We start from the raw sequence: 25,619 nt of genomic DNA on the forward strand, positions 1-25,619 counted from the left end.
ACTGCCCGGCGAATTTGATCCTAGATGTCTTCGGCGCCGTCTTCATCACTTTCGGTGTCGCCTTGTTCTGCGATGCGGGCAACCGATACAACCTTTTCCCCGGCTGCGGTGTTGAACACCCGGACCCCGCCTGCGCTGCGCGAGCGGAAGCTGATGCCTTCGACCGGAACCCGGATCGATTGCCCCGTCGATGTCGCCAGCATGATCTGGTCGTCCGGTTCGATCGGGAAGCTGGCAACCAGAGGTCCACCGCGCATTGCCTTGTCCATCGCCATGACGCCCTGGCCACCGCGACCGCGGACAGGATAACCGTGGCTGGAGCTGGTCTTGCCAGAGCCATTGGCCGTGATGGTCAGGATCAAATCCTCGGCCGCAGACATTTCGGCATAGCGTTCTTGGGTGATCGAGCCTTCCGCGACGTTATCTTCGTCATCATCGGCTTCGGCACCATCGTCCAGTGCCCCCGCAACCGCGCGGCGCATCTTGAGATAGGCGACCCGTTCGGCCGGATCCGCCTCGAAATGACGAATGACCGACATGCTGACAACCCCGTCGCCTTCGGCCAGACGGATGCCACGGACGCCGGTTGAATCGCGGCCCTTGAAAACCCGCACGGCGGTGGTCGGGAACCTGATGGCGCGACCATGTTCAGTGAACAGCATCACATCATCATCAATCGTGGCCATACGAACCCCGATCAGGCTGACGCCTTCGGGCAACTTCATCGCGATCTTGCCGTTGGATTTGACATTGGTGAAATCCGACAACGCGTTGCGGCGCACATCGCCCTGCGAGGTAGCAAAGACGATCTGATAGCTTTCCCATTCGGTTTCCGGCGCATCGACAGGCATCAAAGCCGCGATAGAAACCCCTGAATCAATTGGCAGAATATTGACGATGGCCTTGCCCTTGGCTGTGCGCCCACCCAGTGGCAAGCGCCAGGTTTTCAACCGATAGACCATGCCGTCGGTCGTGAAGAACAGCAATTCGGTATGGGTGTTGGCCACGAACAATGTCGTGACGACATCATCCTCTTTGGTGGCCATGCCCGAAAGCCCCTTGCCGCCACGCCGCTGCGCGCGGAATTCGGCCAGCGCCGTTCGTTTGATATATCCGCCCGAGGTGATGGTGACGACCATATCCTCGCGTTCGATAAGATCTTCGTCCAGCATGTCACCGGACCATTCGGTAATCTCGGTGCGGCGAGGCACGGCAAACTGGTCGCGAACCTCTTGCAGCTCGTTCGAGATGATCTCCAGAATACGTTCGCGCGATGCAAGGATCGCCAGGTAATCCCGGATTGCGGCGGCCAGTTGCTGCAATTCGTCCGTGACTTCCTTGACGCCGATGTGGGTCAGGCGCTGAAGTCGCAGTTCAAGAATGGCGCGGGCCTGCGTTTCCGACAGGTAGTAGGTGCCGTCATCATTCATCGGATGCAGCGGGTCGTCGATCAGGCGCAGATATTCTTCGATTTCATGGGCCGGCCAGCGGCGCTTCATCAGGCGCTCGCGTGCTTCGGCGGCATCGGCGCTGCTGCGGATGGTGGCGACGACCTCATCGACATTGCTGACGGCAACGGCCAGACCGCACAGGATATGGCTGCGCTCCCGCGCCTTGCGCAGTTCATAGGCGGTGCGTCTGGCAACAACTTCTTCGCGGAAACTTATGAAATGTGTCAGAAAATCGCGCAGCTTCAACTGTTCCGGCCGGCCACCGTTCAGCGCTAGCATGTTGCAGCCAAAGCTGGTTTGCAGCTGGGTAAAGCGGAATAGCTGATTCAACACCACCTCGGGTGTGGCATCGCGTTTCAGTTCGACGACGACGCGCACACCCTGACGATCGGATTCATCCTGGACGCTGGAAATACCCTCGACCTTCTTTTCCTTGGCCAGTTCGGCAATCCGTTCGATCAGGCTGGATTTGTTGACCTGATAGGGGATTTCGTCGACGACGATGGCAAAGCGGTCCTTGCGCGGCTCCTCGATATGGGTCTTGGAGCGAATGATGACGCTGCCGCGCCCTTCGAGGTAAGCCTTGCGCGCCCCCGACCGCCCCAGAATCAGCCCGCCGGTCGGAAAATCGGGGCCGGGAATGATTTCCATGACACGTTCGGTCGGCAGATCGGGGTTCTCGATCAGCGCCAGCGTTGCATCAACGACCTCACCAAGGTTGTGTGGCGGAATATTGGTGGCCATGCCAACCGCGATGCCGCCGGCGCCATTGACCAGCATGTTCGGGAAGCGCGCGGGCAGGACCGTGGGTTCACGATCCTTGCCATCATAGTTGTCCTGGAAATCAACCGTGTCCTTGTCGATATCCTTCAGCAGGAAATCCGCAGGTTTGTCCATGCGCACTTCGGTATAGCGCATCGCGGCAGGCGGGTCGCCATCCATCGATCCGAAGTTCCCTTGCCCGTCCAGCAGGGGAAGCGACATCGAGAAATCCTGTGCCATCCGCACCAGCGCGTCATAAATCGCGGCATCGCCATGGGGGTGATACTTACCCATGACATCGCCGACCGGACGGGCGGATTTGCGATAGGGCTTGTCGGCGGTGTTTCCGCTTTCCTGCATTGCGTAAAGGATGCGGCGGTGAACAGGTTTCAACCCATCGCGCAGGTCCGGGATCGCACGGCTGACGATGACCGACATGGCGTAATCCAGATAGGATGTCCGCATCTCGGATGAGATATCGATCACCGGTCCGTCATGGGGCATGACAGATCGTTTTTCGGCGGTGTCGTCCTGTTCGGACTGTGGCGTTTCGGGCAAGTCGTCTTCGGGGGTGTCGGCCACGGAAATTCCTCAACATCTTGTTGAGGTTCGGTATAGCCGACACGGTTTCTGGGGGCAATCTTGCCCCCCTTCAATTTGCCGTTTTGCCGCCATTTTGGCCGCGCATTGCGGCGATCGACCAGATCACAAGCAAAACAGCGGAACAAATCGCGTTCCAGCTGGCCATGGAAAGGCCCAGAAAACGCCATGACACCTCGTCACAGCGGGTCACGGGGGCTGCCTGCAGCTTGGTCAACAGGTCCTGTGGTGACATCTGCGCAATATTTCCGACCCCGCCAGAACAATGGGCGGGTCCGGCCCACCATGCCATTTCGACGCCGCTGTGATAGATTGCCAGCCCCATGGCAATCGCCGCGGCCGCCATGCCCAGAACGGCCAGAAGGCGAACCTGACCGGTCAGCCAGATCAGCGCGGCGATGATGGCGGCGGCCAGATGCGGCCATCGCTGCAGGATGCACAATTCGCATGGCGCATAACCGGCGGCTTGAAATCCAAGCGCGGCCAGCAGCAATGCCGCCGAACCGGCACCAGCCAGCAAACTCAGTTTTAGCGGGGTCATAGATACCTCAGGGCAACGAACCCGCCGACCAGACAGATCATGAAGATCGTAAAGACAAGGCCAAGCCGGTTCTCGATGAAATCACGAATGGGCGGGCCGAAGCGCCACAACAGACCGGCAACGACGAAGAACCGTGCCGCGCGCCCAAGGACGGATGTCAGGATAAACAGCGGCAATGACAAGCCAACGGCGCCTGAAAAGATCGTGATAACCTTGAAGGGAAACGGCGTCAGTGCCGCGAAAAGCACCGCCCAGCCGCCATATTCGTTGAACCGGGTGGTCAGCGTTTCATAGGCTTCCTGCTTGCCATAGGCGCTGAGAACCCACTGGCCAACGCTGTCCATCAGAACCGCGCCGATCCAATAGCCCAGAAGCGCGCCCAGAACCGACCCGAAGGTTGCGACAAACGCGATGGCCAGTGCCCGTGCGCGCCGTGCAAGGACCATCGGGATCATCAGCACATCCGGCGGAATCGGAAAGACCGAGCTTTCGATGAAACTCACGCCGAACAAGGCGGGCATGGCGTGACGATGTGCCGCCAGCCCCATGGTCCAGTCATAAAGCTTTCGCAGCATCACGGTCCCTTCCATTTTTGTGGATGTGGATGGACCGGCATCGAAACGGGGTCAAGCGTCTTGCGCCGCTTTCGCGTCCCTGTGATCATGTTCAACATGGCGTAGTGATGCCGCGCAGCGGGTTTGGCAGGATCTGGCGCTCTGGGATGGGGCGTTCCGAAATGGGTAACAAGGGGCGAATAGATGCAATGGCGAGGCAGACGGGGCAGCCGCAACATAGATGACAGGCGCAGCATGGGCGCCCGCGGGGCAGGGGGTGTCGGGATCGTCGGGATGCTGGTTGTGTTGGCATTCGGATATTTCTTCGGGGTCGATATTTCCCCGATTGTCAGCGAACTGGATCAACGCCCTGCTGCGACGGGGCAACCGCTTTCCGAGCGCGATCAGGTTTATGGTGAATTTGTATCGGTGATTCTGGCCGATACAGAAGAGGTTTGGGCCAGTGTCCTGCTTGAACAGGCGAACGTCGCCTATCGCGATCCAACGCTGGTCCTGTTCCGTGGGCAGGTGCAATCTGCATGTGGCGGGGCCTCGGCTGCCATGGGGCCGTTTTATTGTCCCAATGATCACAAGGTGTATCTGGACACGGATTTCTTCGATCTGATGCAGCAGAAGATGCAGGCTGGCGGTGATGCGGCCTTTGCCTATGTTATCGCGCATGAGGTCGGGCATCACGTCCAGAACTTGGTGGGGACGCTTGGTCAGGTGAATGCGCTTCGCAGCCGGTCGAGCCAGGCGGATTCCAATGCGCTTTCGGTCCTGATCGAGTTGCAGGCCGATTGTTATGCCGGGATCTGGGCGCGACAGGCCCATGAACGTTTCGACCTGCTGGAAGCCGGGGACCTGCAGGAAGCCATGGACGCCGCGCATGCCGTGGGTGACGATGTTATCCAGTCCGGGGCGGGCAGAACGCCGATGCCCGACAGCTTTACCCACGGATCTGCCCAGCAACGGCAGCATTGGCTGATGCGCGGCTATAATTCTGGTCAGATGGCGCAATGCGACACATTCGGCGCTGCGGGACTTTGAGGGCCTGTGCCTAGCGCGGCAGGCGCGGGGCGCGCCCTTCGGACAGCCGCGCCCAGTCCGGCCACAGGCCCAGCTTTTCCAGCGCGACGATCACGATTGCCACGCCAATCACCGCCAGAACCAGCCTGACACGGGATTTTCCGGGTGGGTTCCGAGCCCATTTTGATGCCCGAAGCAGCCAGATCAGGTTGTTCATGGTCCGGACTCCCTGTTAATGCCGGGGGCGAACACATCAGCTGTGCGCCACGAACACAAGAGATTACCTTGCCGCATCATCAGGACAGCCGCGATCTTCCCTATACCGCCACCCAGATGTTCGGCCTTGTCGCCGATGTCGAGAAATATCCCGAATTCCTGCCGTGGAACAGCGCGGCCAGAATCCGGTCGCGCAAGACCCGCGATGACGGGGCCGAAGAAATCGCCGCCGATCTCGTCATCAGCTTCAAGGTGTTTCGCGAACGATTTGGCAGCCGGGTGGTACTGTGGCCCGCCGATCCCGCCTCGGGTGCCCTGAAGATCGATACCGAATATCTGGACGGCCCGTTCAAATACATGCGCAGCGGATGGGTGTTCACCGATCGCGCGGAAGGCGGCTGCCATGTCGAATTCTATGTCGATTTCGAGTTTCGCAACGCGATCCTGCAGCGTTTGATCGGGGTGGTCTTCCACGAGGCCATGTCGCGTATCGTAAAAGCCTTTGAAGATCGCGCACGGGCGCTTTACGGTTAGCACTGACAACTCAACTGGAAACGGGAACGAACATGACGCTTCCCAAAAGTTCGGGGCAGCCCGACATGACCCAGGCCAAGATCATCTATGGCCTCTTCGCCATTGGCTATATCCTGGTTGTGACTGCGCTTGCGGGGGTGGTCTATGCCTATCTTTCGCGCGGCAGGGATGCCGTTCTGGACAGTCATTTGACCTTTCAGATCAGGACGTTCTGGATCAGCCTGGGTATTGGCATGCTGGCGCTGATCACCTCGGTGATCGGGATCGGATTCCTGATCTGGGCATTTCTGGCGGTTTGGGGCGCGATTCGGGTCATTTCCGGATTCTTGCTGGCCAATGAGGGCAAACCCCTTTCGGGCACGCGGCATTGGGGGATGATGGCCTATTGAGGTTATCGGAGCTCGCATAAAAAAACGGGGCGCTCTGGCCCCGTTTTCCTAGCTGATGGCGGAACGCAGCGCATCGGCCCGATCCGTGCGTTCCCAGCTGAACGCCGTGGCGCCGGCCAGTTCGTAGGGATCACGTCCAAAATGGCCATAGGCCGAAGTGGGGCGATAAATAGGGTGCAACAGGTTCAGATCGCGAATGATCGCAAAGGGACGCAGGTCGAAGACGTCGCGAACCGCGGCGACGATCCGGTCATGGGCGACGGTTTCGGTACCAAACGTGTTCAGGCTGATTGATGTCGGTTGGGCTTCGCCGATGGCGTAGCTGACCTGAATCTCGCAACGGCTGGCCAGACCGGCAGCGACGATATTCTTGGCCACCCAGCGTCCGGCATAGGCCGCGGACCGATCAACCTTGGACGGGTCCTTGCCCGAAAACGCGCCCCCGCCATGACGGGCCATGCCGCCATAACTGTCGACAATGATCTTGCGCCCGGTCAGCCCGCAATCTCCGACGGGGCCGCCAATGACGAACTTTCCGGTCGGGTTGATGAAATACTTGGTGTCCCGCGACAGCCATTGTGCGGGCAGGACCGGTTTGATGATCTCTTCGATCACCGCCTCGCGCAGATCGGCCAGCGAAATATCGGGATTGTGCTGCGTCGAAAGCACCACGGCGTCAATCGCCGTGGGGCGTCCGTCATCACCGTAGCGCAGCGTCACCTGTGACTTGGCGTCGGGGCGCAGCCAGTTCAGGGTGCCGTCGCGGCGCACCTGCGATTGCCGTTCGACAAGACGGTGCGCATAGGTGATAGGTGCCGGCATCAGCACATCGGTTTCGTCCGAGGCATAACCGAACATCAAACCCTGATCGCCCGCGCCCTGTTCTTCAAGGCTGGCGCGGTCAACGCCCTGATTGATTTCGGGGGATTGCTTGCCGATGATGTTGATGACCGAACAGGTCGCCCCGTCAAAGCCGACATCGCTGCTGGTATAGCCGATGTCATTGATGACGTCGCGCACGATCGATTCCAGATCGACCCAGGCGCTGGTGGTGATTTCACCCGAGATGATGGCAACGCCGGTCTTGACCATGGTTTCACAGGCCACGCGGGCCCGCGCATCCTTGGCGAGAATGGCATCGAGAATGGCATCGCTGATTTGATCGGCGATCTTGTCGGGATGTCCCTCCGAGACGGACTCGGAGGTGAATAGCGAATAGTCAGACATTGATTAGTACCGATAATGGTCTGATTTGAAGGGGCCTTCTGGCGTAACGCCGATATAATCGGCCTGTTCTTTGGACAGCGTCGAAAGTTTGACGCCGATCTTGTCCAGATGCAGCCGGGCAACTTTTTCATCCAATGCCTTGGGCAGGATATAAACGCCGGGCTGGTAATCCCCGCCCTTGGTCCAAAGCTCGATCTGGGCCAATACCTGATTGGTAAAGCTGGCGGACATCACGAAAGAAGGGTGGCCAGTGGCATTCCCCAGGTTCAACAACCGGCCCTGGCTAAGCAGAATGATGCGATTGCCAGACGGCATCTCGATCATGTCCACCTGTTCCTTGACATTGGTCCATTTGTGGTTGCGCAACGCAGCCACCTGAATTTCGTTGTCGAAATGGCCGATATTGCCGACAATGGCCATGTCTTTCATGTCGCGCATGTGCTCAAGGCGGATCACGTCCTTGTTGCCGGTCGTCGTCACAAAGATATCGGCGGTCGCCGCAACGTCTTCCAGCGTCACGACCTCGAAACCATCCATTGCCGCCTGAAGGGCGCAGATCGGATCGACCTCGGTAACCTTGACCCGCGCACCCGCGCCCCTGAGGCTGGCGGCCGAGCCTTTGCCGACATCGCCATAGCCGCAGACAACGGCAACCTTGCCCGCCATCATCACGTCGGTGGCGCGGCGAATTCCGTCGACCAGCGATTCCTTGCAGCCATATTTGTTGTCGAATTTCGATTTGGTGACGCTGTCGTTCACATTGATTGCAGGGAAGGGCAGCTGCCCGTTCTTGTGCAGGTCATACAGGCGATGAACGCCGGTGGTCGTTTCTTCGCTGACACCTTTGATCGCGTCGCGCTGACGCGTGAACCAGCCGGGGCTTTCTTTCAGGCGTTTGCGGATCTGCGCAAACAGGGCCTCTTCTTCTTCGCTGGTGGGAACCGCGATCAGGTCAGTCTCTCCGGCTTCGACGCGCGCGCCCAGCAAGACATACATCGTCGCATCGCCACCATCATCCAGGATCATGTTTGCCGGGCCATCCTGGAACTGGAAGATCCGGTCGGTATAAGACCAGTATTCCTCAAGCGTCTCACCCTTGACGGCAAAGACGGGCACGCCGCTTGCGGCAATCGCGGCGGCGGCATGATCCTGGGTGGAATAGATATTGCAGGAAGCCCAACGGACATCCGCGCCAAGTGCGGTCAGCGTTTCTATCAGGATTGCGGTCTGAACGGTCATGTGCAGGCTGCCAGCAATACGTGCGCCCGCCAGGGGCTTGTCCGCGCCATATTCCTCCCGCAGCGCCATCAGCCCCGGCATTTCGGTCTCTGCGATATCGAATTCCTTGCGGCCATATTGTGCAAGGCCGATGTCCCTGATGATGTAATCGGTCACGGGGCGATCTTTCTTTAGCTGAATTTAGGGCAGTGATAATGGATGGTCCCATCAAGCGAAAGGCCGATTTGCCTGATTAGAGCAGTGGCTGGAATGCGACGTCAAGGCTGCGGCAGAACCCCAGAACCACCGCAGCCCCGATCAGAGGCGGTGCGCTGCCCCCGATCCGACCAGGGCCCGGGGCCATGATCACGGATCATTCTACGCCGGATCACAGTGACCGGTCGAGAGGATCAGCCCGTGCGCCGGTTCGAGCCGCGCGCGATTCGTCTGACGAAATCATGCAGGGCGATCTTGGCTGCCTCGATCTGCGGCGTGTCGGGATACCATTCGCACATGCGTTGATCGACAACCATGCGCGCCAGCCCATAGGCGAAGGATCGGCTGGACAGAACCATCAGCGGAATATTCTCGTCAGCGGCCAGATGCCCGGCATCACGCGCGCGTTCAAGCATTCTCGCCATCAACTCATCCAAGGATGTGGCATAGCGGCGAAGGCTGGGGATCTGCAAGGGATTGAGCAGGCGATCATCGGACAGCAAGCGGAACTGCGAGGGATGCGCGTCGGCCCATTCGATATAGGCTTCACCCAGCGCCATGAACTGCGCCACCGAATCCTGCGGATCGACGCGGACGACGGCCTTCACGCAGGCATCCATCAGGCGCACCATCGCCTGTTCGGCTGCGGCGATGATGACCGCGTGCCGATCCGGGAAAATCCGTCGCAGATCGTCTTCGCTGACTTCCAGCTGTGTCGCCAGCGAGTCGATATCGGGGACGGCGGTCTGCGATGCCTCCAGCATGTCGAGCATGGTCACGATCGTTCGACCGTGCAAGCCAAGTCCTGCGATCTTGTTTTGTTGGCTGCCCATCATGTCGCCCTTTAGCTCGCCGATGGCATTGGCTGGTTCTCGATCAACGGTTATCGCCATCTCAGGTTCCATTCGGATGATTGGATGAGATCGCTAATATCTGCTTATTGTCTGATAGATCTATGCAAACCGGCTGATTTGCAAGGATAATTTTGCGCGCATTGTAGCGAAACCCGTTGCTTGCGAAACGATAGGTCATACACAACCGGCACCCTGCGGCGCCGTGCGCCGGGATGCGGTTGATAGCGGCAAAGTCGTGACCGAGACGCATGTGCGGCCTCTCTGACGGGTTTGCTTGACCTAGCGTAACATAGTCAGAGTTAAGCGCGAACTAATACAAAAGGACAACCGCCGCGAAGAAAATTCTTGCGCGGCGGTCTGGGAAGGCCAGAAAAATCAGGCTTCTGCGCGGGCCTGACGCTTGCGTTCATGCGGGTCGAGATGGCGTTTTCTCAACCGGATGTTTTTCGGCGTGACCTCGACCAGCTCATCGTCATTGATATAGGCGATGGCTTCTTCCAGGGACATGCGCACCGGCGGTGTCAGGCGGACAGCCTCATCGGAACCCGAGGCGCGCACATTCGTCAGCTTCTTGCCTTTCAGCGGGTTGACCTCAAGGTCATTGTCGCGCGAATGCTCGCCAATGATCATGCCTTGATACAGCTGTTCCTGGGCGCCGATGAACATCTTGCCACGGTCTTCCAGGTTCCACAGCGCATAGGCCACCGAAACGCCGTCTTCCATGCTGATCAGCACGCCTTGGCGGCGTCCCTGAATCGCGCCCTTGTAGGGGGCCCAGCCGTGGAAAATACGGTTCAGGACGCCATTGCCACGGGTGTCGGTCATGAATTCGCCGTGATAGCCGATCAAACCGCGTGACGGCACATGCGCGACGATCCTGGTCTTGCCGACACCGGCGGGGCGCATGTCCACCATGTCGCCCTTGCGGTCACCGGTCAGTTTCTCGATCACGGCGCCGGTATAATCGTCATCAACATCGATGATGACCTCTTCGACAGGCTCCATGCGCACGCCATCTTCCTCGCGGAAGATCACGCGGGGGCGGCTGATGGACAGCTCGTAACCCTCGCGGCGCATGTTCTCGATCAGAACACCCATCTGCAATTCGCCGCGTCCCGAAACCACGAAAGCCTCGCCGCCGGGGGTGTCTTCGACGCGAATGGCGACATTGACTTCGGCTTCGCGCATCAGGCGTTCGCGGATGACACGGGACTGAACCTTTTTGCCATCCTGTCCGGCCAAGGGGCTGTCATTGATGCCAAAAGTCACGCTGATCGTCGGTGGGTCGATCGGTTGGGCGGGCAGGGCAGTTTCGATTTCGGGCGCGCACAGGGTGTCCGCGACCGTGGCTTTCGACATCCCGGCCAGTGTCACGATATCGCCTGCGACAGCCTCGTCGATCGGGGTTTGTGTCAGGCCGCGAAACGCCAGAACCTTGCTGATCCGGAATTGTTCGATACGATCGCCCTCACGCGAAAGCGCCTTGAGCGTATCACCTGCTTTCGCCCGGCCGGACTCAACCCGGCCAGTCAGAAGACGGCCAAGAAAGTTGTCGGCCCCCAGCGTGGTGGCCAGCATCCGGAACGGTTCCTCGACCTTTTCGATCTGCTTTGGCGGTTCGACATGCGAAATGATCTTGTCGAACAGCGCCGACATGTCCTGACGCGGCCCGTCCAGCGCGTCATCGCACCAGCCGCCGATCCCCGACGCATAGAGATGCGGGAAATCGAGCTGTTCGTCGCTGGCGCCGAGATTGGCGAACAGATCGAACACGTCGTTCAGTGCGTGATCGGGTTCGGCGGCGGGCTTGTCGACCTTGTTCAGCACCACGATGGGGCGCAGGCCAAGCGCCAGCGCTTTTGAGGTCACGAATTTGGTCTGCGGCATCGGCCCTTCGGCGGCATCGACCAACAGGCAGACACCATCGACCATCGACAGGATGCGCTCGACCTCACCGCCGAAATCGGCGTGGCCGGGGGTGTCCACGATGTTGATGCGCGTGCCTTTCCATTCGACCGAAGTGGCCTTGGCCAGAATGGTGATGCCGCGTTCACGTTCGATGTCGTTATTGTCCATCGCGCGCTCGGCGACGGCCTGATTCTCGCGGAAAGCGCCCGATTGCTTCAACAGCTGATCGACCAGGGTGGTTTTCCCGTGGTCAACGTGGGCGATGATGGCGATGTTGCGGATATCCATGGAAGCCTTCCGTACAATTCGCCGCTGCCCTATCGAAACAAGCGGCGAATTGCCAGCGGTAACTTCGTGTCACATCACCAATCAGCGATGTTTCCGAACGCGCAGGTTTAGCGCAGGCCCAGAAAAGACAGGATGAAAAGCACAACGACCACCAGGCCGACGATATATATGATCGAGTTCATGGTTGGGTTCTCCTCATGTGATGCCAGTTGCCTTGGCTGGTTGCGGACTCAACCGCTATGGGGCCGTCGGGTTCCCCGCCGTGGCTTTTGCCCGCTGCAGCCAGCCCAACCCCGCCGTCGTCAGCCCGCGAGGCTCGTATTCGGCCCCGACGAATCCACGATACCCAAGCTGATCGAGCATGATAAGAAATTCCTGCAATTCAGGCTGGTTGCCCGTGGGTTCGTGACGATCCGGATAGCCGGACACCTGAATATGGCGGATCAGCGCCTGATGCTTCGTGAATGTCGTTGCGATGTCGGCGGTGATGGCCTGGGCGTGAAAGACGTCCAGTTGCAGCCCGAGATTGGGCGCATCGACGGATGCGATGATCTCGGCCGCCTGATCGAAACAGGTCAGAAAGTTTTCGGGGTTTTGCTCGGGGCTGACCGGTTCGATCGTCAGGCTGGCATGCGGCGCGCGCTGGGTTGCCCATTGCAGGTTGCGCCGAAAAACCTCGTGCGCCTCGGGGCCATATGCATTGCCCGCCATGACATTGATATGGCGGGCCCGCAGGGCCTGTGCGAATCGCAGCGCACGCTCGAAGTCCTTTTGGAACCGTTCTTCCAGCCCCGGCACCGCGGCAAAACCGCGAGGTCCGCCAGCCCAGTTCGGTGGCGGGGTGTTCAGCAACGCGACTTCCAGTCCCGACCTGATTGCCGCGCGCGACAGCAGATTCGCAGCTATGTCATAGGGAAACAGGATTTCCACAGCCTCGAACCCGGCATCGGCCGCCGCCGCGAACCGTTCGGTGATCGGCAATTCGGTAAACATCATCGACAGGTTCGCGGCAAATCGTGGCATCGTGCCCCCTAGAATTCCAAGGCAAAGAACTGGTCATGAGAGCGGACGCCCGCACGTCCATCCTGACCGGTCTCGGCAGCGGCCGCCAGACGGTAAAAGGTCTTGCGATCAATAAGTGCCTCAAGCCCGGCCCGGACATGCACATAGGGGCGCGGTTCGGTTGCGTCACCGCGCAGAATGATCGGATGGTCGGCATCCGCGGTGACATGGTCGCCGACATTCGTCGTGAAGGTAATCCCGTGCGGATCGATATCCGCATCCGTGGCGATGAATGGCGCATCCTGAACGCGGATTCCGACCTTCTCGACCGGGGTCACAAGAAAGAAATCATCGCCCTCGCGTTTCAGTACCGTTGAAAACAGTCGCACCATTGCAGGGCGTCCGATCGGTGTGCCTTCATAGAACCAGGTTCCGTCCGCGCGGATTTCCATGTCCAGATCGCCGCAGAAAGGCGGATTCCACAGATGGACCGGCGGCAAACCACCTTGTGCTGCAGCTTTGCTGGCTTCCTTGGCAATTCCTTCTGCACTCACGCTTTTGTCACTGTGATCCGGCATTCTATGTGGTCGCCCCTTGCTGATTTGCCTATGCTCCAGTCTAAAGCAGCAGAGGGGCATTGTCATGAGCGCGGATGAAATTCTGGTGACGCAGGTGCAGGAACTGGCCGCGCGACTGGTTGCGGCGCGCACCAGTGTCGAACAGCGTTTCGTGGGGCAGCACGAGGTCGTTGAACAGGTGTTGGCAGCGGTTCTTGCCGGGGGACATGTGCTGTTGGTCGGGCAACCCGGTCTGGGCAAGACCATGCTGGTCGAGACCCTGGCGCGGGCACTGGGGCTGGACAGCCAGCGTATCCAGTTCACCCCGGACCTGATGCCTGCTGACATTCTTGGGTCAGAGGTGCTGGATGTTCTGCCCGACGGAACGCGCAGCTTCCGGTTCATCGAAGGCCCCGTATTCACGCAGCTTCTCATGGCGGATGAAATCAACCGCGCCTCTCCGCGGACGCAATCGGCATTGTTGCAGGCCATGCAAGAACGTGAAGTGACGGTCAGCGGACAGCATCGCCCGCTTGGGCGTCCTTTTCATGTTTTGGCAACCCAGAACCCGATCGAGCAAGAGGGAACCTATCCCTTGCCCGAGGCACAGCTTGACCGTTTCCTGCTGCAGGTCGATGTCGATTATCCGACCCGTGAAACCGAACGCGACATCCTGTTGGCGACGACGGGTCTTGAACAGGGGGACGCGCATCAGGCATTTGACAGTGAAAGCCTGATCGCAGCCCAGAGATTGATCCGCCAGATGCCTGTGGGTGAAACCGTGCTGGACGCTATTCTGGATCTGGTTCGTGCCTGCCGCCCCGGATCGGACGAGGCTGCGGGTTTCGTATCGGAGTCGCTGATCTGGGGGCCGGGGCCGCGTGCAGCACAGGCATTGATGCTGGTGACGCGCGCGCGCGCAGTGCTGAATGGTCGCTTTGCCCCGACGCTTGAAGATGTCGAGGTCATGGCCCCGCCGGTTCTGCGCCATCGTATGGCGCTATCCTTCGCGGCGCGCGCCCGCGGTGATACGGTCGATGCCGTGATCTCGCAGGTGGTCGGGCAACGGCTGAACGGCCAGAAAGCCGCATGAGGGCGATGTGACCGCGACATCCGCCGATCTTCGCGCCCGTGCCGAGGAAGCCAGCGCCGCGTTGCCGGGGCTGATCCTGTCGGCGGAACGGCTGGCCGCCATGGTGGCCCCCGGCACGCATGGGTTGCGGCGGGCCGGGACGGGCGAAGACTTCTGGCAATACCGCCCTGCGGGAACCGGCGACACGGCGCGGGCGATCGATTGGCGTCGCTCGGCAAGGTCGGACACGCAGTTCGTGCGCGACCGCGAGGCGCAGTCGGCCCAGACCGTCAAGCTTTGGGTGTCGACCGGAAAGGGCATGGCCTATGGCGGATCGCAATCGCGGCCAACGAAAGCGCAACGGGCACAGGTTCTGGCGTTGGCGATGGCGATGGTGCTGCTGCGTGGCGGTGAAAAGGTCGGCCTGCTGGGGCATCCGGCCCGGCAAGGGCGCTTTCAGGCCGGTTTCCTGGCCCGATCCCTGGCTTCGGCACCGATTGCGGATGAAGACAGCGATGCGCCAGCCCCTGACGATCTGCGACCAAATCAACGCCTGATCATCATTTCGGATTTCCTTTCCGATTGCGATTGGGTGGAACCGCTGTTGACCCGTGCAGCGGGGCTGGGCGTATCCGGCGTGCTGGTTCAGGTGCTGGACCCGGATGAGGAGAGTTTTCCGTTTCAAGGGGCTGTTGCCTTTCGGTCCCTTGCCGGGCAACAGCGCCACGACAGCCGCGACGCCGCGGGGTTGCGCGATGAATACCTGATGCGCCTTGCACGGCGCCGCGACTGGCTGCGCAGCCATGCCGAGCTGGCTGGATGGTATTTCAACCATCACGGCACAGATCAGGCCCCGGCGCATCTGCTTGGATGGCTGTATCAGATATTGGGGCGTTGATGCTGGTTCTTGGTCCCATCGGGTTTGCTGCGCCATGGGTGCTGACGGCATTGATTGCCCTGCCGGTGCTGTGGCTGATATTGCGGGCCATGCCGCCGGCCCCGCGACGTGTCCTGTTTCCCGGCGTCGCCTTGTTGCAGGGGTTGACCGATCGTGACCCGGTTGCGCAACGAACGCCCTGGTGGTTGCTGCTGTTGCGGATGATGGCCATCGCGGCACTTGTTCTGGGGTTGGCGGGACCGGTATGGAAGCCGGTGGCACAGGCCGATCTGGATGATGCGCTTCTTGTCATACTTGATGCGGGCTGGGCCGCGGCCCCTGACTGGTCGATCCGGCAGGAACGTGCCGAATCCGCCCTGAAAGCCGCCAATTCCAAGGGCAAACCGGCCGCTCTGTTGATCGCTGACGGGCGCAATGATCGCGCTGCGTTGTCGTTTGATACCGGGCAGGCTTTGTTGGGGCAGGTGCGTGGGGCGCAGCCGGTGGCATGGCCCACGACTTACCCGGCTGACCCGGAAGAGGTCTTGGCGAACCTTCCGGATGGTCGGCTGACAACCCTGTGGATTTCCGACGGATTGGATCACCCCGGTCACGATCAATGGCAATCCACCTTGATCGAACGCGGGGAATTGCGTGTTTTCGCACCCTCCGTCCGGCCCGTGACGCTTGCGCTCAGCGAGGCGGATGAACCCACCTTGCTGTTGAGGAATGCGCCGCAGGACAATGTGCCCGAGATTGTCGCCATTGGCCCTGATCCGCAGGGGATCGAACGCGAATTGGCACGCTTTCGAGGCGATGGTCCCAATGTTGTCGAGGATGGGAACCAGCGTGCGATTCCGATAGCAATGCCCCCGGAACTGCGCAATCGGGTGAGCCGCTTCGAGATCGACGGTCAGCGTCATGCCGGGGCGGTTCTTCTGGCCGATGACCGTGTGCGTCGGCGCAAGGTGGGATTGGTCGGTGATGCCGACAACCAGGGTGAAGGTCAGCAGCTTCTGTCGCCCCTGTTCTATCTGCGCCGCGCCCTTGCCCCCGGCGCGGACATTTCCGAGGGCGGGCTGGGCGATGTGCTTGACGCGGCACCTGACGTTGTGATCGTGGCGGATCAGGTGGATATGGCTGACGCGCCCCAACTGTCGGAATGGGTCGAAGAAGGGGGTATCCTGATCCGTTTCGCTGGCCCGCGAATGGCCGCCTATGAGGATCTGACTGCAGAACCTTTGCTACCGGTCGATCTGCGTCAGGGCGGGCGTGACATTGGCGGTGCGCTAAGCTGGGGTGATCCGCGCGGATTGCTTCCATTTGCTGCCGATGGAATATTTGCCGGTCTTGAAGCGCCCGCCGATGTGGCTATTCGCGCACAGCTTATGGCGCAGCCCTCACCCGAGCTTTCGCAGCGCACCATTGCATCCCTGTCCGATAACACCCCCTTGGTCACCCGTCAGCGCCTTGGGCAGGGTCAGGTTGTCCTGTTTCATGTGACCGCAAATCCTGATTGGTCGAACCTTCCCTTGTCAGGGGCCTTTGTGAAAATGCTGGAACGGCTTGTCGCTATGGCCCGCGTCAGCAACGATCTGACCGCCATTGATCAGGGCGCGGAAACCTTCTGGACGCCGATCAGCACGCTGGATGGATTTGGTCGCACGACTTCGATCGATGGACTGGCCCCGGTCGCCGGCGAAGAACTGGACGCCGGTCCCGGTCCTGACCGGCCCGCCGGGATCTATGGCGCATCCGAACGGCGCCGCGCGCTGAATGCAGGCGGGCCGGTCACAACGGCACGCTGGGGCAACGCGCAGATCGAACAGGATGACGCGGATCCGGGAATGTTCTTGCGTGGATATTTACTGGGTCTTGCGGCGATCCTGCTGGCATTCGATGCGCTTGGGTCTGCGTTGGTGGTGCGGGGCGGGCGAATTGCGGTCCTGGCGATTTTGCTGGCCTTGATGCAGCCCGCGACCGAGACCCGTGCACAGGATGGCGTGATGCCGGATCCCGAACTGGTTCGGGCCGCGGACGAGGTGGCGCTGGCCTATGTTCTGACGGGGGATCCCGCTACCGATCAAACCTCGCAAGAAGGGCTGGCGGGGCTGTCCTTTGCGTTGCGTCAGCGGACGTCGGTCGAACCGGGAGAGCCGATCGGCATCGATCTGGACAATGATGATCTTGCCTTGCTGACTTTCCTGTATTGGCCGGTGACTGACGACCAGCCCGCCCCGTCGCCGGGCGCGTATCTGCGGCTCAATCATTTCCTGCGATCCGGCGGGATGATCCTGTTCGATACGAATGATGGGGATGTTGCGGGGGTGGGCGGTCCGGATATGTCCCAGGCCCTCAGACGTCTTGCAGCGCCTTTGGAAATTCCACCTCTTGCGCCGGTTCCCGAAGATCATGTTCTGACGCGGACCTTCTATTTGCTTGGCGACTTTCCCGGACGTTGGGACGGAAACCCCGTATGGGTCGAAGCCCCGCCAGCCCGCGAAGACAGCGCCGATCCCGTCGGTTTTCGGCAGCTGAATGACGGCGTGACGCCGGTGGTGATCGGCGCCAATGGCTGGGCCGAGGCCTGGGCCATCGATGATGGCGGCTATGCGCGGTTTCCGGTCGGGCGCGGATGGGAAGGCGAAAGACAGCGCGAGATGGCCTTTCGGTTCGGGATCAACCTGATCATGTATGTGTTGACCGGAAACTATAAATCCGATCAGGTGCATGTCCCTGAATTGCTGGATCGGCTGCGCATCGAAGAGGGGGGCGGTCCATGATCCAGTTGCGGTTTGATCCTTCGCTGCCCCTGATGATCCCGGCAATATTGGCCGGGCTTGCGCTGTTGGTGGCGGGATTCGCGTTGTGGCGCGGTTTGCGGGGATGGGTCTGGCGCGGCCTTGCGGGCCTTGCACTGGCTGCGGCCCTTGCCGGGCCGGCGATCGAGCGTGGCCAAAGATCCGGGCTGAGTGACATCGTGATCATGCTGGAGGATCGCACTGCCAGCCAGGGGGTTGCCGACCGTCCCGCTCAGACCGACGATGCCGCAGACAGCATCGCCGCGCAAATCGCTTCGCTGCCCAATGCTGAATTACGCCGGGTGTCCATTGCCGATGATCCTGATGGAACCTTGCTCGGGGGCGGGCTGTCACAGGCGATCGCGGCAGAACCGGGTGATCGTATCGCCGGGGTTGTGGCCGTCACGGATGGTTTGCTGCATGATTCACAAATCCTGCCGGATGAAATCCCCGCGCCCTTTCACGTCCTGTTGACCGGCCGGCCCCAAGACTGGGATCGGCGGCTGGTGATCGAAGAAGCGCCGGCATTTGCCCTGATAGATCAGGAAGCGCGGATCAGGCTTCGCATCGCGGATGAAGGTCAGGTGCCTGCCGGGGCGCGTCAAGGTGCGGTCAATCTGCATATCAGCATCGATGGCGGCGAAGATCAGACATTCGCGGTTCCGGTTGACACCTCACTGGATCTGCCCGTGCAGATAGATCATGCGGGCCAGAATGTGGTCCGGATCGCGCTTGATCCGATCGCGGATGGCGATGGTCCACCGGAGCTGAGCGACCAGAACAACAGCGCCGCGATCAGCATCAATGGCGTTCGTGACAGGCTGCGGGTGTTGTTGGTTTCAGGCGAACCCCACGCCGGGGAACGCACCTGGCGCAACCTTTTGAAATCTGATGCCGCCGTTGATCTGATTCACTTCACGATCCTGCGCCCACCCGACAAATCGGATGGCGTTCCCGTCGATGAGCTTTCGCTGATCGCCTTTCCGACCCGAGAGCTGTTTCTGGAGCGGATCGATGATTTCGATCTGATCATCTTTGACCGCTATCGTGTGCGAGGGATCCTGCCACCGGATTATTTCCGCAATATTGTCCGGTATGTCGAGAATGGCGGCGCAATTCTGGTTGCGGCCGGTCCTGAAATGGCAAGCGTCGAAAGCCTGAACCTGTCGCCGATGGGCGGGATTCTGCCCGCCTATCCGACCGGGCGCGTCATTGACGAACCATTCCTGCCGCAGCTGACCGCCGATGGCGAACGCCATCCTGTGACCTCGGGCCTGTCGGGTGCTCCGGATGGTGATTCCGGGTCCTGGGGGCGTTGGCTGCGCATGACCGAGGTGACGCCCGAACCCGATGTGGCGACCGTCATGACCGGTGCCGAGGAAAAGCCGTTATTGTTGCTGAACCGGGTCGGCGACGGGCGGGTGGCGATGTTGACCTCGGATCAGGTGTGGTTGTGGGGGCGCGGTTTCGAAGGCGGCGGCCCCCAGCTTGAGCTGCTGCGGCGCATCGCGCATTGGTCCATGAAAGAGCCGGAGCTGGAAGAAGAGGCGCTGCTGGCCGATGTGTCTGGCGGTCTGGATGTGCGCTTTACGCGGCGCACCATGCGCGACAGCGCCGGTCCGTTGGAAATTACGTATCCCGATGGCACTGTCGAACAGCTTGACCTGCAAAGCCAGGGAACCGGACGTTTCACGGCGAACTGGCGTGCGCCATCCGCGGGGCTGTACCGGTTGCAAGATGGTCAGCTGGAACGTGTTCTCGCACTTGGGCCTGCGGCACCGCGGGAATTTGAACGCATGGTTGCACGCGGCGATCAGCTGGCTTCGCTTGTCGAGGCAACTGGGGGCAGGATCGTACATTTGTCCGATGGCATTCCCGATCTGCGCCATGTCAGCCAAGGATCGCGCGCCTATGGGCGGGGGGTCAGCAAGGACTGGATCGGCATTACCCCAAGACAGGCAGAGACCGTGACGGGTCTCAGCCGGCGGCCGCTGTTGCCTGATTGGATATGGTTGTGCCTGATTGGCGGATTCGCGCTTCTTGGCTGGCTGGTCGAAGGACGAAACCGCGATTTCGGTCGTCGAGCCTAGCATCCCATTGGCGCCGTTAAGCTTGCCAAGTCGCCGCCGCGTTGTTAACCGAAATGAAATCGACCGAAGGAACGCTTATGGCCGACGCAACACGTCAACCCGCCCCCCATACCGAGGCTGATCTGGCCCTGATCAAACGCCTTATCCCGCATCGTTATCCGTTTCTGTTCATCGACAAGGTCCGTGACATCGTTCCGAACAAAGGTGCGGTGGGCATCAAGAACGTGACCTGCAACGAACCGCATTTCGAAGGCCATTTCCCAAGTCGCCCGATCATGCCCGGCGTGACCATCATCGAGGCCATGGCCCAGACATCGGCCGTGGTTGTCGGGATCAGCATGGATCTGGTCGACAAGGCGATGCTGACCTATTTCATGGGGATCGACAATTGCAAGTTTCGCCGCATGGTCGTGCCGGGCGATGTGCTGGAATTGCACTGCACCGTGATGCGCGGCGGCGGCAAGATCTGGAAATTCCATGGCGAGGCAAAGGTTGATGGGCAGCTTGCCGCATCGGCTGATTTCACCGCCATGATGGATCTCAATCCCAATGGCTGATCAGTCCGGGATCCATCCTTCGGCCGTTGTCGCGCCAGAGGCGGAACTGGGCGCCGGGGTCAGGATCGGCCCGTTCTGCGTGGTTGGGCCGGATGTCCGGCTTGGTGATGGCGTCGTGCTTAAATCGCATGTCGTGGTCACCGGCGATACCTCGATCGGTGCCGAAACCGAGATATTTCCCTTTGCCTCGATCGGTGAAGTTCCCCAGGACCTGAAATATCGGGGTGAGCAGGTCCGGTTGGAGATCGGCGCCCGCAATCGCATTCGCGAATATGTGACGATGAATCCCGGCACCGAAGGTGGGGGCAGGGTTACCGTTGTCGGCGATGACGGGCTGTTCATGGCCGGTTCGCATGTGGCCCATGATTGCCGGATCGGAAACAAGGTCATCTTGGTCAACAACGTATCCGTGGCCGGCCATTGCGTGCTGGAAGACGATGTGATCGTTGGCGGGCATTCGGGCGTGCATCAATGGGTGCGCATCGGGCGCGGGGCAATGATTGGCGCGGTGACGATGGTCACGGCCGATGTCATTCCATACGGTTTGGTGCAGGGGCCGCGCGGACATCTGGACGGACTGAATCTTGTCGGGTTGAAGCGACGCGGCGCAAGCCGTGCGGATATCGCGGCTCTGCGGGCCTTGCTGGGGGATCTTGGGCAGGGGGCGATGCGTGAAACCGCCCGGATCCGTGTAGAAGGCGAGGTCACAGACATGGAACGCGAAGTCCTTGATTTCGTGCTTGGCCCCTCGGATCGGTCCTTTCTCTCTCCGAGGCCGGCATGAGCAGAACTGCCATTATCGCGGGGCAGGGTGCCTTGGTCGAAACCCTGGTTGCCGCGCTGGATTCCCCATTGGTTTACGCGTTGGAGGGGTTTGAACCCGCAGTTCCCGCGCAGCCATTCAGAATCGAACGTCTGGTGCCGTTTCTGGATCAACTGATCAACGCGGATGTCGACAAGGTCATTTTTGTGGGCGCAATTCGCAGGCCGCGCCTGGAACCCGAGGCCTTCGATCCCCGCACGGCACAGCTCGTGCCGCGTATCCTGACGGCCATGCAGTCAGGAGATGATGCCGCCCTGCGCGAGGTTCTGGATATTTTCGAGGAATATGATCTGAAGGTCTGCGGCGTCGATGAGATCCTTCCCGATCTGGTGCCGCAATCGGGGGTCCTGACCGGAGATCCCAGTGAGGCGGATCGGCGCGACGCAGCCCAGGGCGCCGCCATTCTGGCAGGGACCGGCCAGTTCGATATTGGTCAGGGCGTGGTGGTTGCGCAAGGGCTTTGCCTTGCGCTTGAAACCTTGCCCGGAACGGCGGCGATGTTGGAATTTGCGGGCCGGCACCGCGAGTTGCGCCCCAATCCCGATGGTGCAAAAGGGGTGTTTTTCAAGGCGCCGAAACCGACACAGGACCGACGCATAGATTTACCCACGATCGGACCCGATACCGTAGCCCAGGCTGCAGCGGCGGGTCTGGCGGGGATCGCCTGGCAGGCGGGTGGCGTCATTGTTCTTGATCGTGATCGGACCGTGTCCGCCGCCACGGAAGCGGGGCTGTTCCTGTGGGCGCGCGATTGATCTGCTAGCGGTCGTGTCATGTTCACGGCATGATCGGGATCTGGCTATCGGAGGCGAGAGATGAAGTTTTTCGTGATCGCTGGCGAACCTTCGGGTGACCATCTGGGTGCCGCTCTGATGGCGGGATTGCGCGAATTGTGTCCCGAGGTCGAGTTTGTCGGAATCGGCGGCGCTGCGATGCAGGCGCAGGGGTTGAGCTCGCTTTTCCCGATGGAAGAACTAAGCCTGATGGGGCTGTGGGAAGTGCTGCCGAAATACCGGCATCTGAAACGTCGCATTGCACAAACCGCGCAGGCGGTCGGCGACGAAAAACCCGCCGCACTAATCACCATCGACAGTCCCGATTTCTGTTTGCGTGTCGCCAGCGCGGCGCGCGAACTGACACCCGGCTTGCGGACGGTGCACTATGTGGCGCCGTCGGTCTGGGCGTGGCGTCCGGGGCGGGCATTGAAGATGGCAAAGGTGATCGACCATGTTCTGGCCTTGCTGCCTTTCGAGCCGCCGTTGATGCAGGCCGCCGGCATGAGCTGCGACTTTGTCGGTCACCCCGTCGCTACCGCGCAGGTTGCCGGACCAGATGACGCGGCGCTGTTTCGTGACCAACGCGGCATTGCCCCTGACGCACCGCTGGTTCTGTGCCTTCCCGGTTCACGTAAATCCGAGGTCGGGCGTCTTGCCGCCCGCTTTGACGAGGCGCTGATGCAATTGCGCGATCGCGTGCCTGAATTGCGTGTTGTCCTGCCGACCGTTCCGGGGGTGGCGCATATGGTGCGCGACATGGCGCGGCGCTGGCCGACGGCACCGATCGTGGTTGAGGATAGCAATGAAAAACTGGCGGCTTTCGCGGCGGCGGATCTGGCCCTTGCCGCGTCGGGCACCGTCAGCCTTGAACTGGCGGCCAATCGCATCCCAATGGTCATCGGATATGATATGGCGCCAATCAGCCGCATGATCATCGGGATGTTGCTGCGAACCGACACCGTGACATTGGTCAACCTGGTCAGCGAGACCCGCAACATTCCTGAATTTCTGGGCCGGGAATGTCAGCCTGGTCCGATCGCCAGATCCCTGCAGGACGTGTTGGAGGACCCTGCGACACGCAAGTCGCAACTTGACGCGATGGACCTGACCATGGACCGGTTGGGCAAAGGTGGAGAAGCACCTGGCTTGCGCGCCGCACGTTCGGTACTGAACGTGATCTGAACAGGCTGGCTCTCCTGTTTTCACTGCTGTCTCAGGCCCCGTGCGACAGTTTCCCCTATCTCAGCTTCTTCATCTCTTCCCGGCAGACCTCGGTTGAGGTTCGCCATCCAAGACACTTCCTCGGGGATTCGTTCAGGCGCTCTCGAATGGTTTTCATGAAGTTTGATGCAATTCATCGTCGCCAGATAGCTCGACCCAGATATAGCGCTGCATTCACTGCCTCGTTGCGAGCGATGGCATCGACGCTTGAGAGTTTCAAGAGTTTGGCATTCTTGCGCGGCGGGATGACGGCATGAGCGCCGCGCGCAGTAATCGCGTCATGGCATCTGCGCGTGACATAGGCCCCGTCCGCGGCATTGATCCGATGGTCTGATCGACCGGGATTTGATCAATCAATTCCGGCAACATGGGTGCGTCGTCCACCTTGCGCGCCGTGACCTCCACCGCCCGCATTTCCAGCGCCACCTCGTCGATCCCCACATGTATCTTGCGCCAGATGCGGCGTTTGGTACACCAAGCTTGCGCGCGTTCCACTTGCCTTGTGAGGCGCCGCTTAGATTTGTAGACGCTTTGCCCCGCAACTTTGAGGCGATGAGACCGACCATGGGGACAAACAGCTACAGCGACGATTTCAAGCGCGATGCGGTGCATCAGATCACGGTCCGGGGATATCCGGTGTGGGAGGTGTCCCGGCGGTTGGGCGTCAGCACGCACTCTCTGTACAAGCGGCTGAAGCTGTTCGGAGAACCGGCGCAGAAGGCGGTCGTGGACCACGAGGCGGAGAACCGGCGCCTGAAGCGCGAACTCGCTCGGGTCGCCGAGGAGCGCGACATCCTAAAAAAGCAACGGCGTACTTCGCGCGAGGGTCCTAATGAAGCACGCCTTCATCCGGGCGCATCGCGAAGAGTTCGGCGTCCGCGCCATGTGCCATGTGCCGGGTGCCGGGTGCCGGGGGTCCATTTCAACGGCTTTCATGTCAACTCGCGATAGATTGTCGATGGCGCGCGATCCAACCGGTCGGCAATCTCCGGAATAGGCATTCTGGCTTCACGCCACTTGCCGATCTTGCGGCGTTCTTCCAAATTCAGGTGAGGGTAGCAGCGTCCCATTCATAATCCTCCGTACAAGGAAATGTTGTCACCAAGTTAAAATGCCGCGTTGCCAGCTATTTAGAAATGTCGCTACCGACGCGAAGAAGTGATGAGCCGGCCCCGGCCCACTCTCTCCATAAAGGGCCGTAGGGACGGTGCCGGCGGCGGTCATGATGATGCGCGAAGGTCCGGTGTGCGGGAAAACCTGCCGTTGACAACATGGCGGGGAATGTCCGCCTTGATGAATTAACCGCGGTCACTGAAGACTAACGGCAGTAACCTTCGAGGGTCATTGCTCTCCGCGACGCACTCGCTCTTTCGAGATGTTCGCTGTCCACTCCACTGAGAGCGCAGGCTGTCCTAAGCAGCCATAGAAGCATCGTATACATGGCTCATTTCCTTTCAGTTTTGTCCGCTGTTAAACGGACATGTCAGGTGGTCTCCAACTGAGGTGATGCTATTGGGATTTCAGTTGCGAACATGGTCTTCAGGACCTGCTCCGCTACCAGTGCCATCATGAAAGCCGAGCTGGTGAAGAACCCCGGACCCCAAAGCATCATATTCGCGACATAGATGTTGCGTGCCCCGTTGGATCGGTAGGTCGGCATATCGACCGACGCCCCAAGGCCTGAGGCCATGCCAGAGGCTTTTCCATCAGCGAGTGTACGCTTGATGCATAACAGTCCAATCGGGCCCACAGGCGCAGCAACGGCCACGCCAACACCAACGCCTTTCAACAAAACTTCAATCATCTCATTCTCCATCGGCTGCGGGCGCGATACGCATCGCCGCCGTCTCTTTGTGTGTTTTCAGGGCAAAAATCGTTTCGGTATGGTGGACCGCTGCGAGCGGCTTTACCACTTCCGCGAGGAAACACTGCACGGCCTGCGCCTTGATGAATGCCCGCACGTCGCCGTGGCGCTTGTTCTCGCTGATCGCGGCATGGGTGACGCGCTGCTGGGCCGGATCGAAGATGCGGTAGGGCAGCAGGACGCCCTTCCAGC

The 25,619-nt window shown here is 60.4% G+C and carries 23 protein-coding genes and 4 pseudogenes; 12 read left to right on the plus strand and 15 right to left on the minus strand.

Features of this window, described 5'->3' with window-relative positions; genetic code table 11:
• Positions 1-20 precede the first annotated feature (20 nt).
• The 3 genes from gyrA to PAF17_RS15290 all read right to left on the minus strand — a co-directional run bounded on the left by gyrA (position 21) and on the right by PAF17_RS15290 (position 3,929).
• On the minus strand, positions 21-2,771 hold the full coding sequence (gene gyrA, locus PAF17_RS15280) for a DNA gyrase subunit A (protein WP_408636435.1): 2,751 nt from the start codon (positions 2,769-2,771) through the stop codon (positions 21-23).
• A 94-nt stretch (positions 2,772-2,865) separates the two neighbouring features.
• The gene (locus tag PAF17_RS15285) at positions 2,866-3,354 is read right to left on the minus strand and encodes a disulfide bond formation protein B (RefSeq protein WP_271889971.1); all 489 of its coding nucleotides are present in this window, start codon (positions 3,352-3,354) and stop codon (positions 2,866-2,868) included.
• Positions 3,351-3,929 (minus strand): YqaA family protein, encoded by a 579-nt coding sequence (locus PAF17_RS15290; RefSeq protein WP_271889972.1) that lies wholly within the window; start codon positions 3,927-3,929, stop codon positions 3,351-3,353. The genes PAF17_RS15285 and PAF17_RS15290 overlap by 4 nt, the downstream gene beginning before the upstream one ends.
• Positions 3,930-4,112: 183 nt before the next feature.
• Between PAF17_RS15290 and ypfJ the strand changes: the two genes are divergently transcribed.
• Positions 4,113-4,958, plus strand: a complete 846-nt coding sequence (gene ypfJ / locus PAF17_RS15295) for a KPN_02809 family neutral zinc metallopeptidase (protein WP_271889973.1) — start codon at positions 4,113-4,115, stop codon at positions 4,956-4,958.
• 10 nt (positions 4,959-4,968) lie between these two features.
• On the opposite strand, the gene PAF17_RS15300 is transcribed toward ypfJ, so the two are convergent.
• Positions 4,969-5,154, minus strand: a complete 186-nt coding sequence (locus tag PAF17_RS15300) for a hypothetical protein (RefSeq protein WP_271889974.1) — start codon at positions 5,152-5,154, stop codon at positions 4,969-4,971.
• 68 nt (positions 5,155-5,222) lie between these two features.
• Here PAF17_RS15300 and PAF17_RS15305 point away from each other — a divergent pair, with 68 nt between their 5' ends.
• A complete protein-coding gene (locus PAF17_RS15305; protein WP_271889975.1) occupies positions 5,223-5,687 on the plus strand; it encodes a type II toxin-antitoxin system RatA family toxin in 465 nt (154 codons plus the stop codon).
• 32 nt (positions 5,688-5,719) lie between these two features.
• Entirely contained in the window at positions 5,720-6,076 is a 357-nt protein-coding gene (locus tag PAF17_RS15310) for a DUF4870 family protein (RefSeq protein WP_271889976.1), read from the plus strand.
• A 48-nt stretch (positions 6,077-6,124) separates the two neighbouring features.
• Here the strand turns inward: PAF17_RS15310 and metK are convergent, their stop codons facing one another.
• The 6 genes from metK to PAF17_RS15340 form a co-directional block, all read right to left on the minus strand.
• On the minus strand, positions 6,125-7,303 hold the full coding sequence (metK, locus tag PAF17_RS15315; protein ID WP_271889977.1) for a methionine adenosyltransferase: 1,179 nt from the start codon (positions 7,301-7,303) through the stop codon (positions 6,125-6,127).
• A gap of 3 nt (positions 7,304-7,306) precedes the next feature.
• The gene (gene ahcY / locus PAF17_RS15320) at positions 7,307-8,698 is read right to left on the minus strand and encodes an adenosylhomocysteinase (protein ID WP_271889978.1); all 1,392 of its coding nucleotides are present in this window, start codon (positions 8,696-8,698) and stop codon (positions 7,307-7,309) included.
• Between the two features lie 233 nt (positions 8,699-8,931).
• The gene (locus PAF17_RS15325) at positions 8,932-9,630 is read right to left on the minus strand and encodes a TetR-like C-terminal domain-containing protein (protein ID WP_271889979.1); all 699 of its coding nucleotides are present in this window, start codon (positions 9,628-9,630) and stop codon (positions 8,932-8,934) included.
• Positions 9,631-9,966: 336 nt separating this feature from the next.
• On the minus strand, positions 9,967-11,787 hold the full coding sequence (typA, locus tag PAF17_RS15330) for a translational GTPase TypA (protein WP_271889980.1): 1,821 nt from the start codon (positions 11,785-11,787) through the stop codon (positions 9,967-9,969).
• Between the two features lie 237 nt (positions 11,788-12,024).
• The gene (locus PAF17_RS15335) at positions 12,025-12,810 is read right to left on the minus strand and encodes a hydroxypyruvate isomerase family protein (RefSeq protein WP_271889981.1); all 786 of its coding nucleotides are present in this window, start codon (positions 12,808-12,810) and stop codon (positions 12,025-12,027) included.
• A gap of 8 nt (positions 12,811-12,818) precedes the next feature.
• Positions 12,819-13,367 carry a DUF1285 domain-containing protein gene (locus PAF17_RS15340; protein WP_271889982.1) on the minus strand — a complete coding sequence of 183 codons (549 nt, stop codon included), beginning with the start codon at positions 13,365-13,367 and terminating at the stop codon, positions 12,819-12,821.
• 64 nt (positions 13,368-13,431) lie between these two features.
• Between PAF17_RS15340 and PAF17_RS15345 the strand changes: the two genes are divergently transcribed.
• The 8 genes from PAF17_RS15345 (at position 13,432) to lpxB (ending at position 23,524) form a co-directional block, all read left to right on the plus strand.
• Positions 13,432-14,439, plus strand: coding sequence for an AAA family ATPase (locus PAF17_RS15345; RefSeq protein ID WP_271889983.1), 1,008 nt, complete (start codon positions 13,432-13,434; stop codon positions 14,437-14,439).
• Positions 14,440-14,446: 7 nt separating this feature from the next.
• Positions 14,447-15,316 carry a DUF58 domain-containing protein gene (locus PAF17_RS15350; protein WP_271889984.1) on the plus strand — a complete coding sequence of 290 codons (870 nt, stop codon included), beginning with the start codon at positions 14,447-14,449 and terminating at the stop codon, positions 15,314-15,316.
• A complete protein-coding gene (locus PAF17_RS15355) occupies positions 15,316-18,078 on the plus strand; it encodes a DUF4159 domain-containing protein (RefSeq protein WP_271889994.1) in 2,763 nt (920 codons plus the stop codon). Before PAF17_RS15350 ends, PAF17_RS15355 begins: the two co-directional genes overlap by 1 nt.
• Positions 18,075-20,186 carry a hypothetical protein gene (locus PAF17_RS15360; RefSeq protein WP_271889985.1) on the plus strand — a complete coding sequence of 704 codons (2,112 nt, stop codon included), beginning with the start codon at positions 18,075-18,077 and terminating at the stop codon, positions 20,184-20,186. Before PAF17_RS15355 ends, PAF17_RS15360 begins: the two co-directional genes overlap by 4 nt.
• 77 nt (positions 20,187-20,263) lie before the next feature.
• Positions 20,264-20,743 (plus strand): 3-hydroxyacyl-ACP dehydratase FabZ, encoded by a 480-nt coding sequence (gene fabZ / locus PAF17_RS15365; protein WP_271889986.1) that lies wholly within the window; start codon positions 20,264-20,266, stop codon positions 20,741-20,743.
• Positions 20,736-21,527 (plus strand): acyl-ACP--UDP-N-acetylglucosamine O-acyltransferase, encoded by a 792-nt coding sequence (gene lpxA, locus PAF17_RS15370; protein WP_271889987.1) that lies wholly within the window; start codon positions 20,736-20,738, stop codon positions 21,525-21,527. The genes fabZ and lpxA overlap by 8 nt, the downstream gene beginning before the upstream one ends.
• A complete protein-coding gene (locus PAF17_RS15375; RefSeq protein ID WP_271889988.1) occupies positions 21,524-22,321 on the plus strand; it encodes an LpxI family protein in 798 nt (265 codons plus the stop codon). The genes lpxA and PAF17_RS15375 overlap by 4 nt, the downstream gene beginning before the upstream one ends.
• Positions 22,322-22,381: 60 nt before the next feature.
• On the plus strand, positions 22,382-23,524 hold the full coding sequence (gene lpxB, locus PAF17_RS15380; RefSeq protein ID WP_271889989.1) for a lipid-A-disaccharide synthase: 1,143 nt from the start codon (positions 22,382-22,384) through the stop codon (positions 23,522-23,524).
• Positions 23,525-23,579: 55 nt separating this feature from the next.
• Here the strand turns inward: lpxB and PAF17_RS20240 are convergent.
• Both PAF17_RS20240 and PAF17_RS15385 read right to left on the minus strand, forming a co-directional pair.
• Positions 23,580-23,681 (minus strand): annotated as a pseudogene (locus PAF17_RS20240) (IS30 family transposase); the annotation flags it as partial.
• Positions 23,682-23,699: 18 nt separating this feature from the next.
• Positions 23,700-24,063, minus strand: a pseudogene (locus PAF17_RS15385) (transposase); the annotation flags it as partial.
• 64 nt (positions 24,064-24,127) lie between these two features.
• Here PAF17_RS15385 and PAF17_RS15390 point away from each other — a divergent pair.
• A pseudogene (locus PAF17_RS15390) lies at positions 24,128-24,452 on the plus strand (transposase); the annotation flags it as partial.
• Between the two features lie 49 nt (positions 24,453-24,501).
• On the opposite strand, the pseudogene PAF17_RS15395 reads toward PAF17_RS15390, so the two are convergent.
• The 3 genes and pseudogenes from PAF17_RS15395 to PAF17_RS15405 all read right to left on the minus strand — a co-directional run.
• Positions 24,502-24,633, minus strand: a pseudogene (locus PAF17_RS15395) (helix-turn-helix domain-containing protein); the annotation flags it as partial.
• A 413-nt stretch (positions 24,634-25,046) separates the two neighbouring features.
• Positions 25,047-25,367 (minus strand): hypothetical protein, encoded by a 321-nt coding sequence (locus PAF17_RS15400; RefSeq protein ID WP_271889990.1) that lies wholly within the window; start codon positions 25,365-25,367, stop codon positions 25,047-25,049.
• A gap of 1 nt (position 25,368) precedes the next feature.
• A partial coding sequence (locus tag PAF17_RS15405) for a hypothetical protein (protein ID WP_456299655.1) occupies positions 25,369-25,619 on the minus strand: 251 nt, incomplete at its 5' end.

It is taken from the genome of Paracoccus onchidii (assembly GCF_028294535.1).
Lineage (GTDB): Bacteria > Pseudomonadota > Alphaproteobacteria > Rhodobacterales > Rhodobacteraceae > Paracoccus > Paracoccus onchidii.

Coding starts and splice junctions, on each gene's coding strand:
- PAF17_RS15285 (WP_271889971.1), bottom strand. CDS start 3,354: ATGACCCCGCTAAAACTGAGTTTGCTGGCTGGTGCCGGTTCGGCGGCA.
- PAF17_RS15290 (WP_271889972.1), bottom strand. CDS start 3,929: ATGCTGCGAAAGCTTTATGACTGGACCATGGGGCTGGCGGCACATCGT.
- ypfJ (WP_271889973.1), top strand. CDS start 4,113: ATGCAATGGCGAGGCAGACGGGGCAGCCGCAACATAGATGACAGGCGC.
- PAF17_RS15300 (WP_271889974.1), bottom strand. CDS start 5,154: ATGAACAACCTGATCTGGCTGCTTCGGGCATCAAAATGGGCTCGGAAC.
- PAF17_RS15310 (WP_271889976.1), top strand. CDS start 5,720: ATGACGCTTCCCAAAAGTTCGGGGCAGCCCGACATGACCCAGGCCAAG.
- metK (WP_271889977.1), bottom strand. CDS start 7,303: ATGTCTGACTATTCGCTATTCACCTCCGAGTCCGTCTCGGAGGGACAT.
- PAF17_RS15325 (WP_271889979.1), bottom strand. CDS start 9,630: ATGGCGATAACCGTTGATCGAGAACCAGCCAATGCCATCGGCGAGCTA.
- typA (WP_271889980.1), bottom strand. CDS start 11,787: ATGGATATCCGCAACATCGCCATCATCGCCCACGTTGACCACGGGAAA.
- PAF17_RS15335 (WP_271889981.1), bottom strand. CDS start 12,810: ATGCCACGATTTGCCGCGAACCTGTCGATGATGTTTACCGAATTGCCG.
- PAF17_RS15340 (WP_271889982.1), bottom strand. CDS start 13,367: ATGCCGGATCACAGTGACAAAAGCGTGAGTGCAGAAGGAATTGCCAAG.
- PAF17_RS15345 (WP_271889983.1), top strand. CDS start 13,432: ATGAGCGCGGATGAAATTCTGGTGACGCAGGTGCAGGAACTGGCCGCG.
- PAF17_RS15355 (WP_271889994.1), top strand. CDS start 15,316: ATGCTGGTTCTTGGTCCCATCGGGTTTGCTGCGCCATGGGTGCTGACG.
- PAF17_RS15360 (WP_271889985.1), top strand. CDS start 18,075: ATGATCCAGTTGCGGTTTGATCCTTCGCTGCCCCTGATGATCCCGGCA.
- fabZ (WP_271889986.1), top strand. CDS start 20,264: ATGGCCGACGCAACACGTCAACCCGCCCCCCATACCGAGGCTGATCTG.
- lpxA (WP_271889987.1), top strand. CDS start 20,736: ATGGCTGATCAGTCCGGGATCCATCCTTCGGCCGTTGTCGCGCCAGAG.
- PAF17_RS15375 (WP_271889988.1), top strand. CDS start 21,524: ATGAGCAGAACTGCCATTATCGCGGGGCAGGGTGCCTTGGTCGAAACC.
- lpxB (WP_271889989.1), top strand. CDS start 22,382: ATGAAGTTTTTCGTGATCGCTGGCGAACCTTCGGGTGACCATCTGGGT.
- PAF17_RS15400 (WP_271889990.1), bottom strand. CDS start 25,367: ATGATTGAAGTTTTGTTGAAAGGCGTTGGTGTTGGCGTGGCCGTTGCT.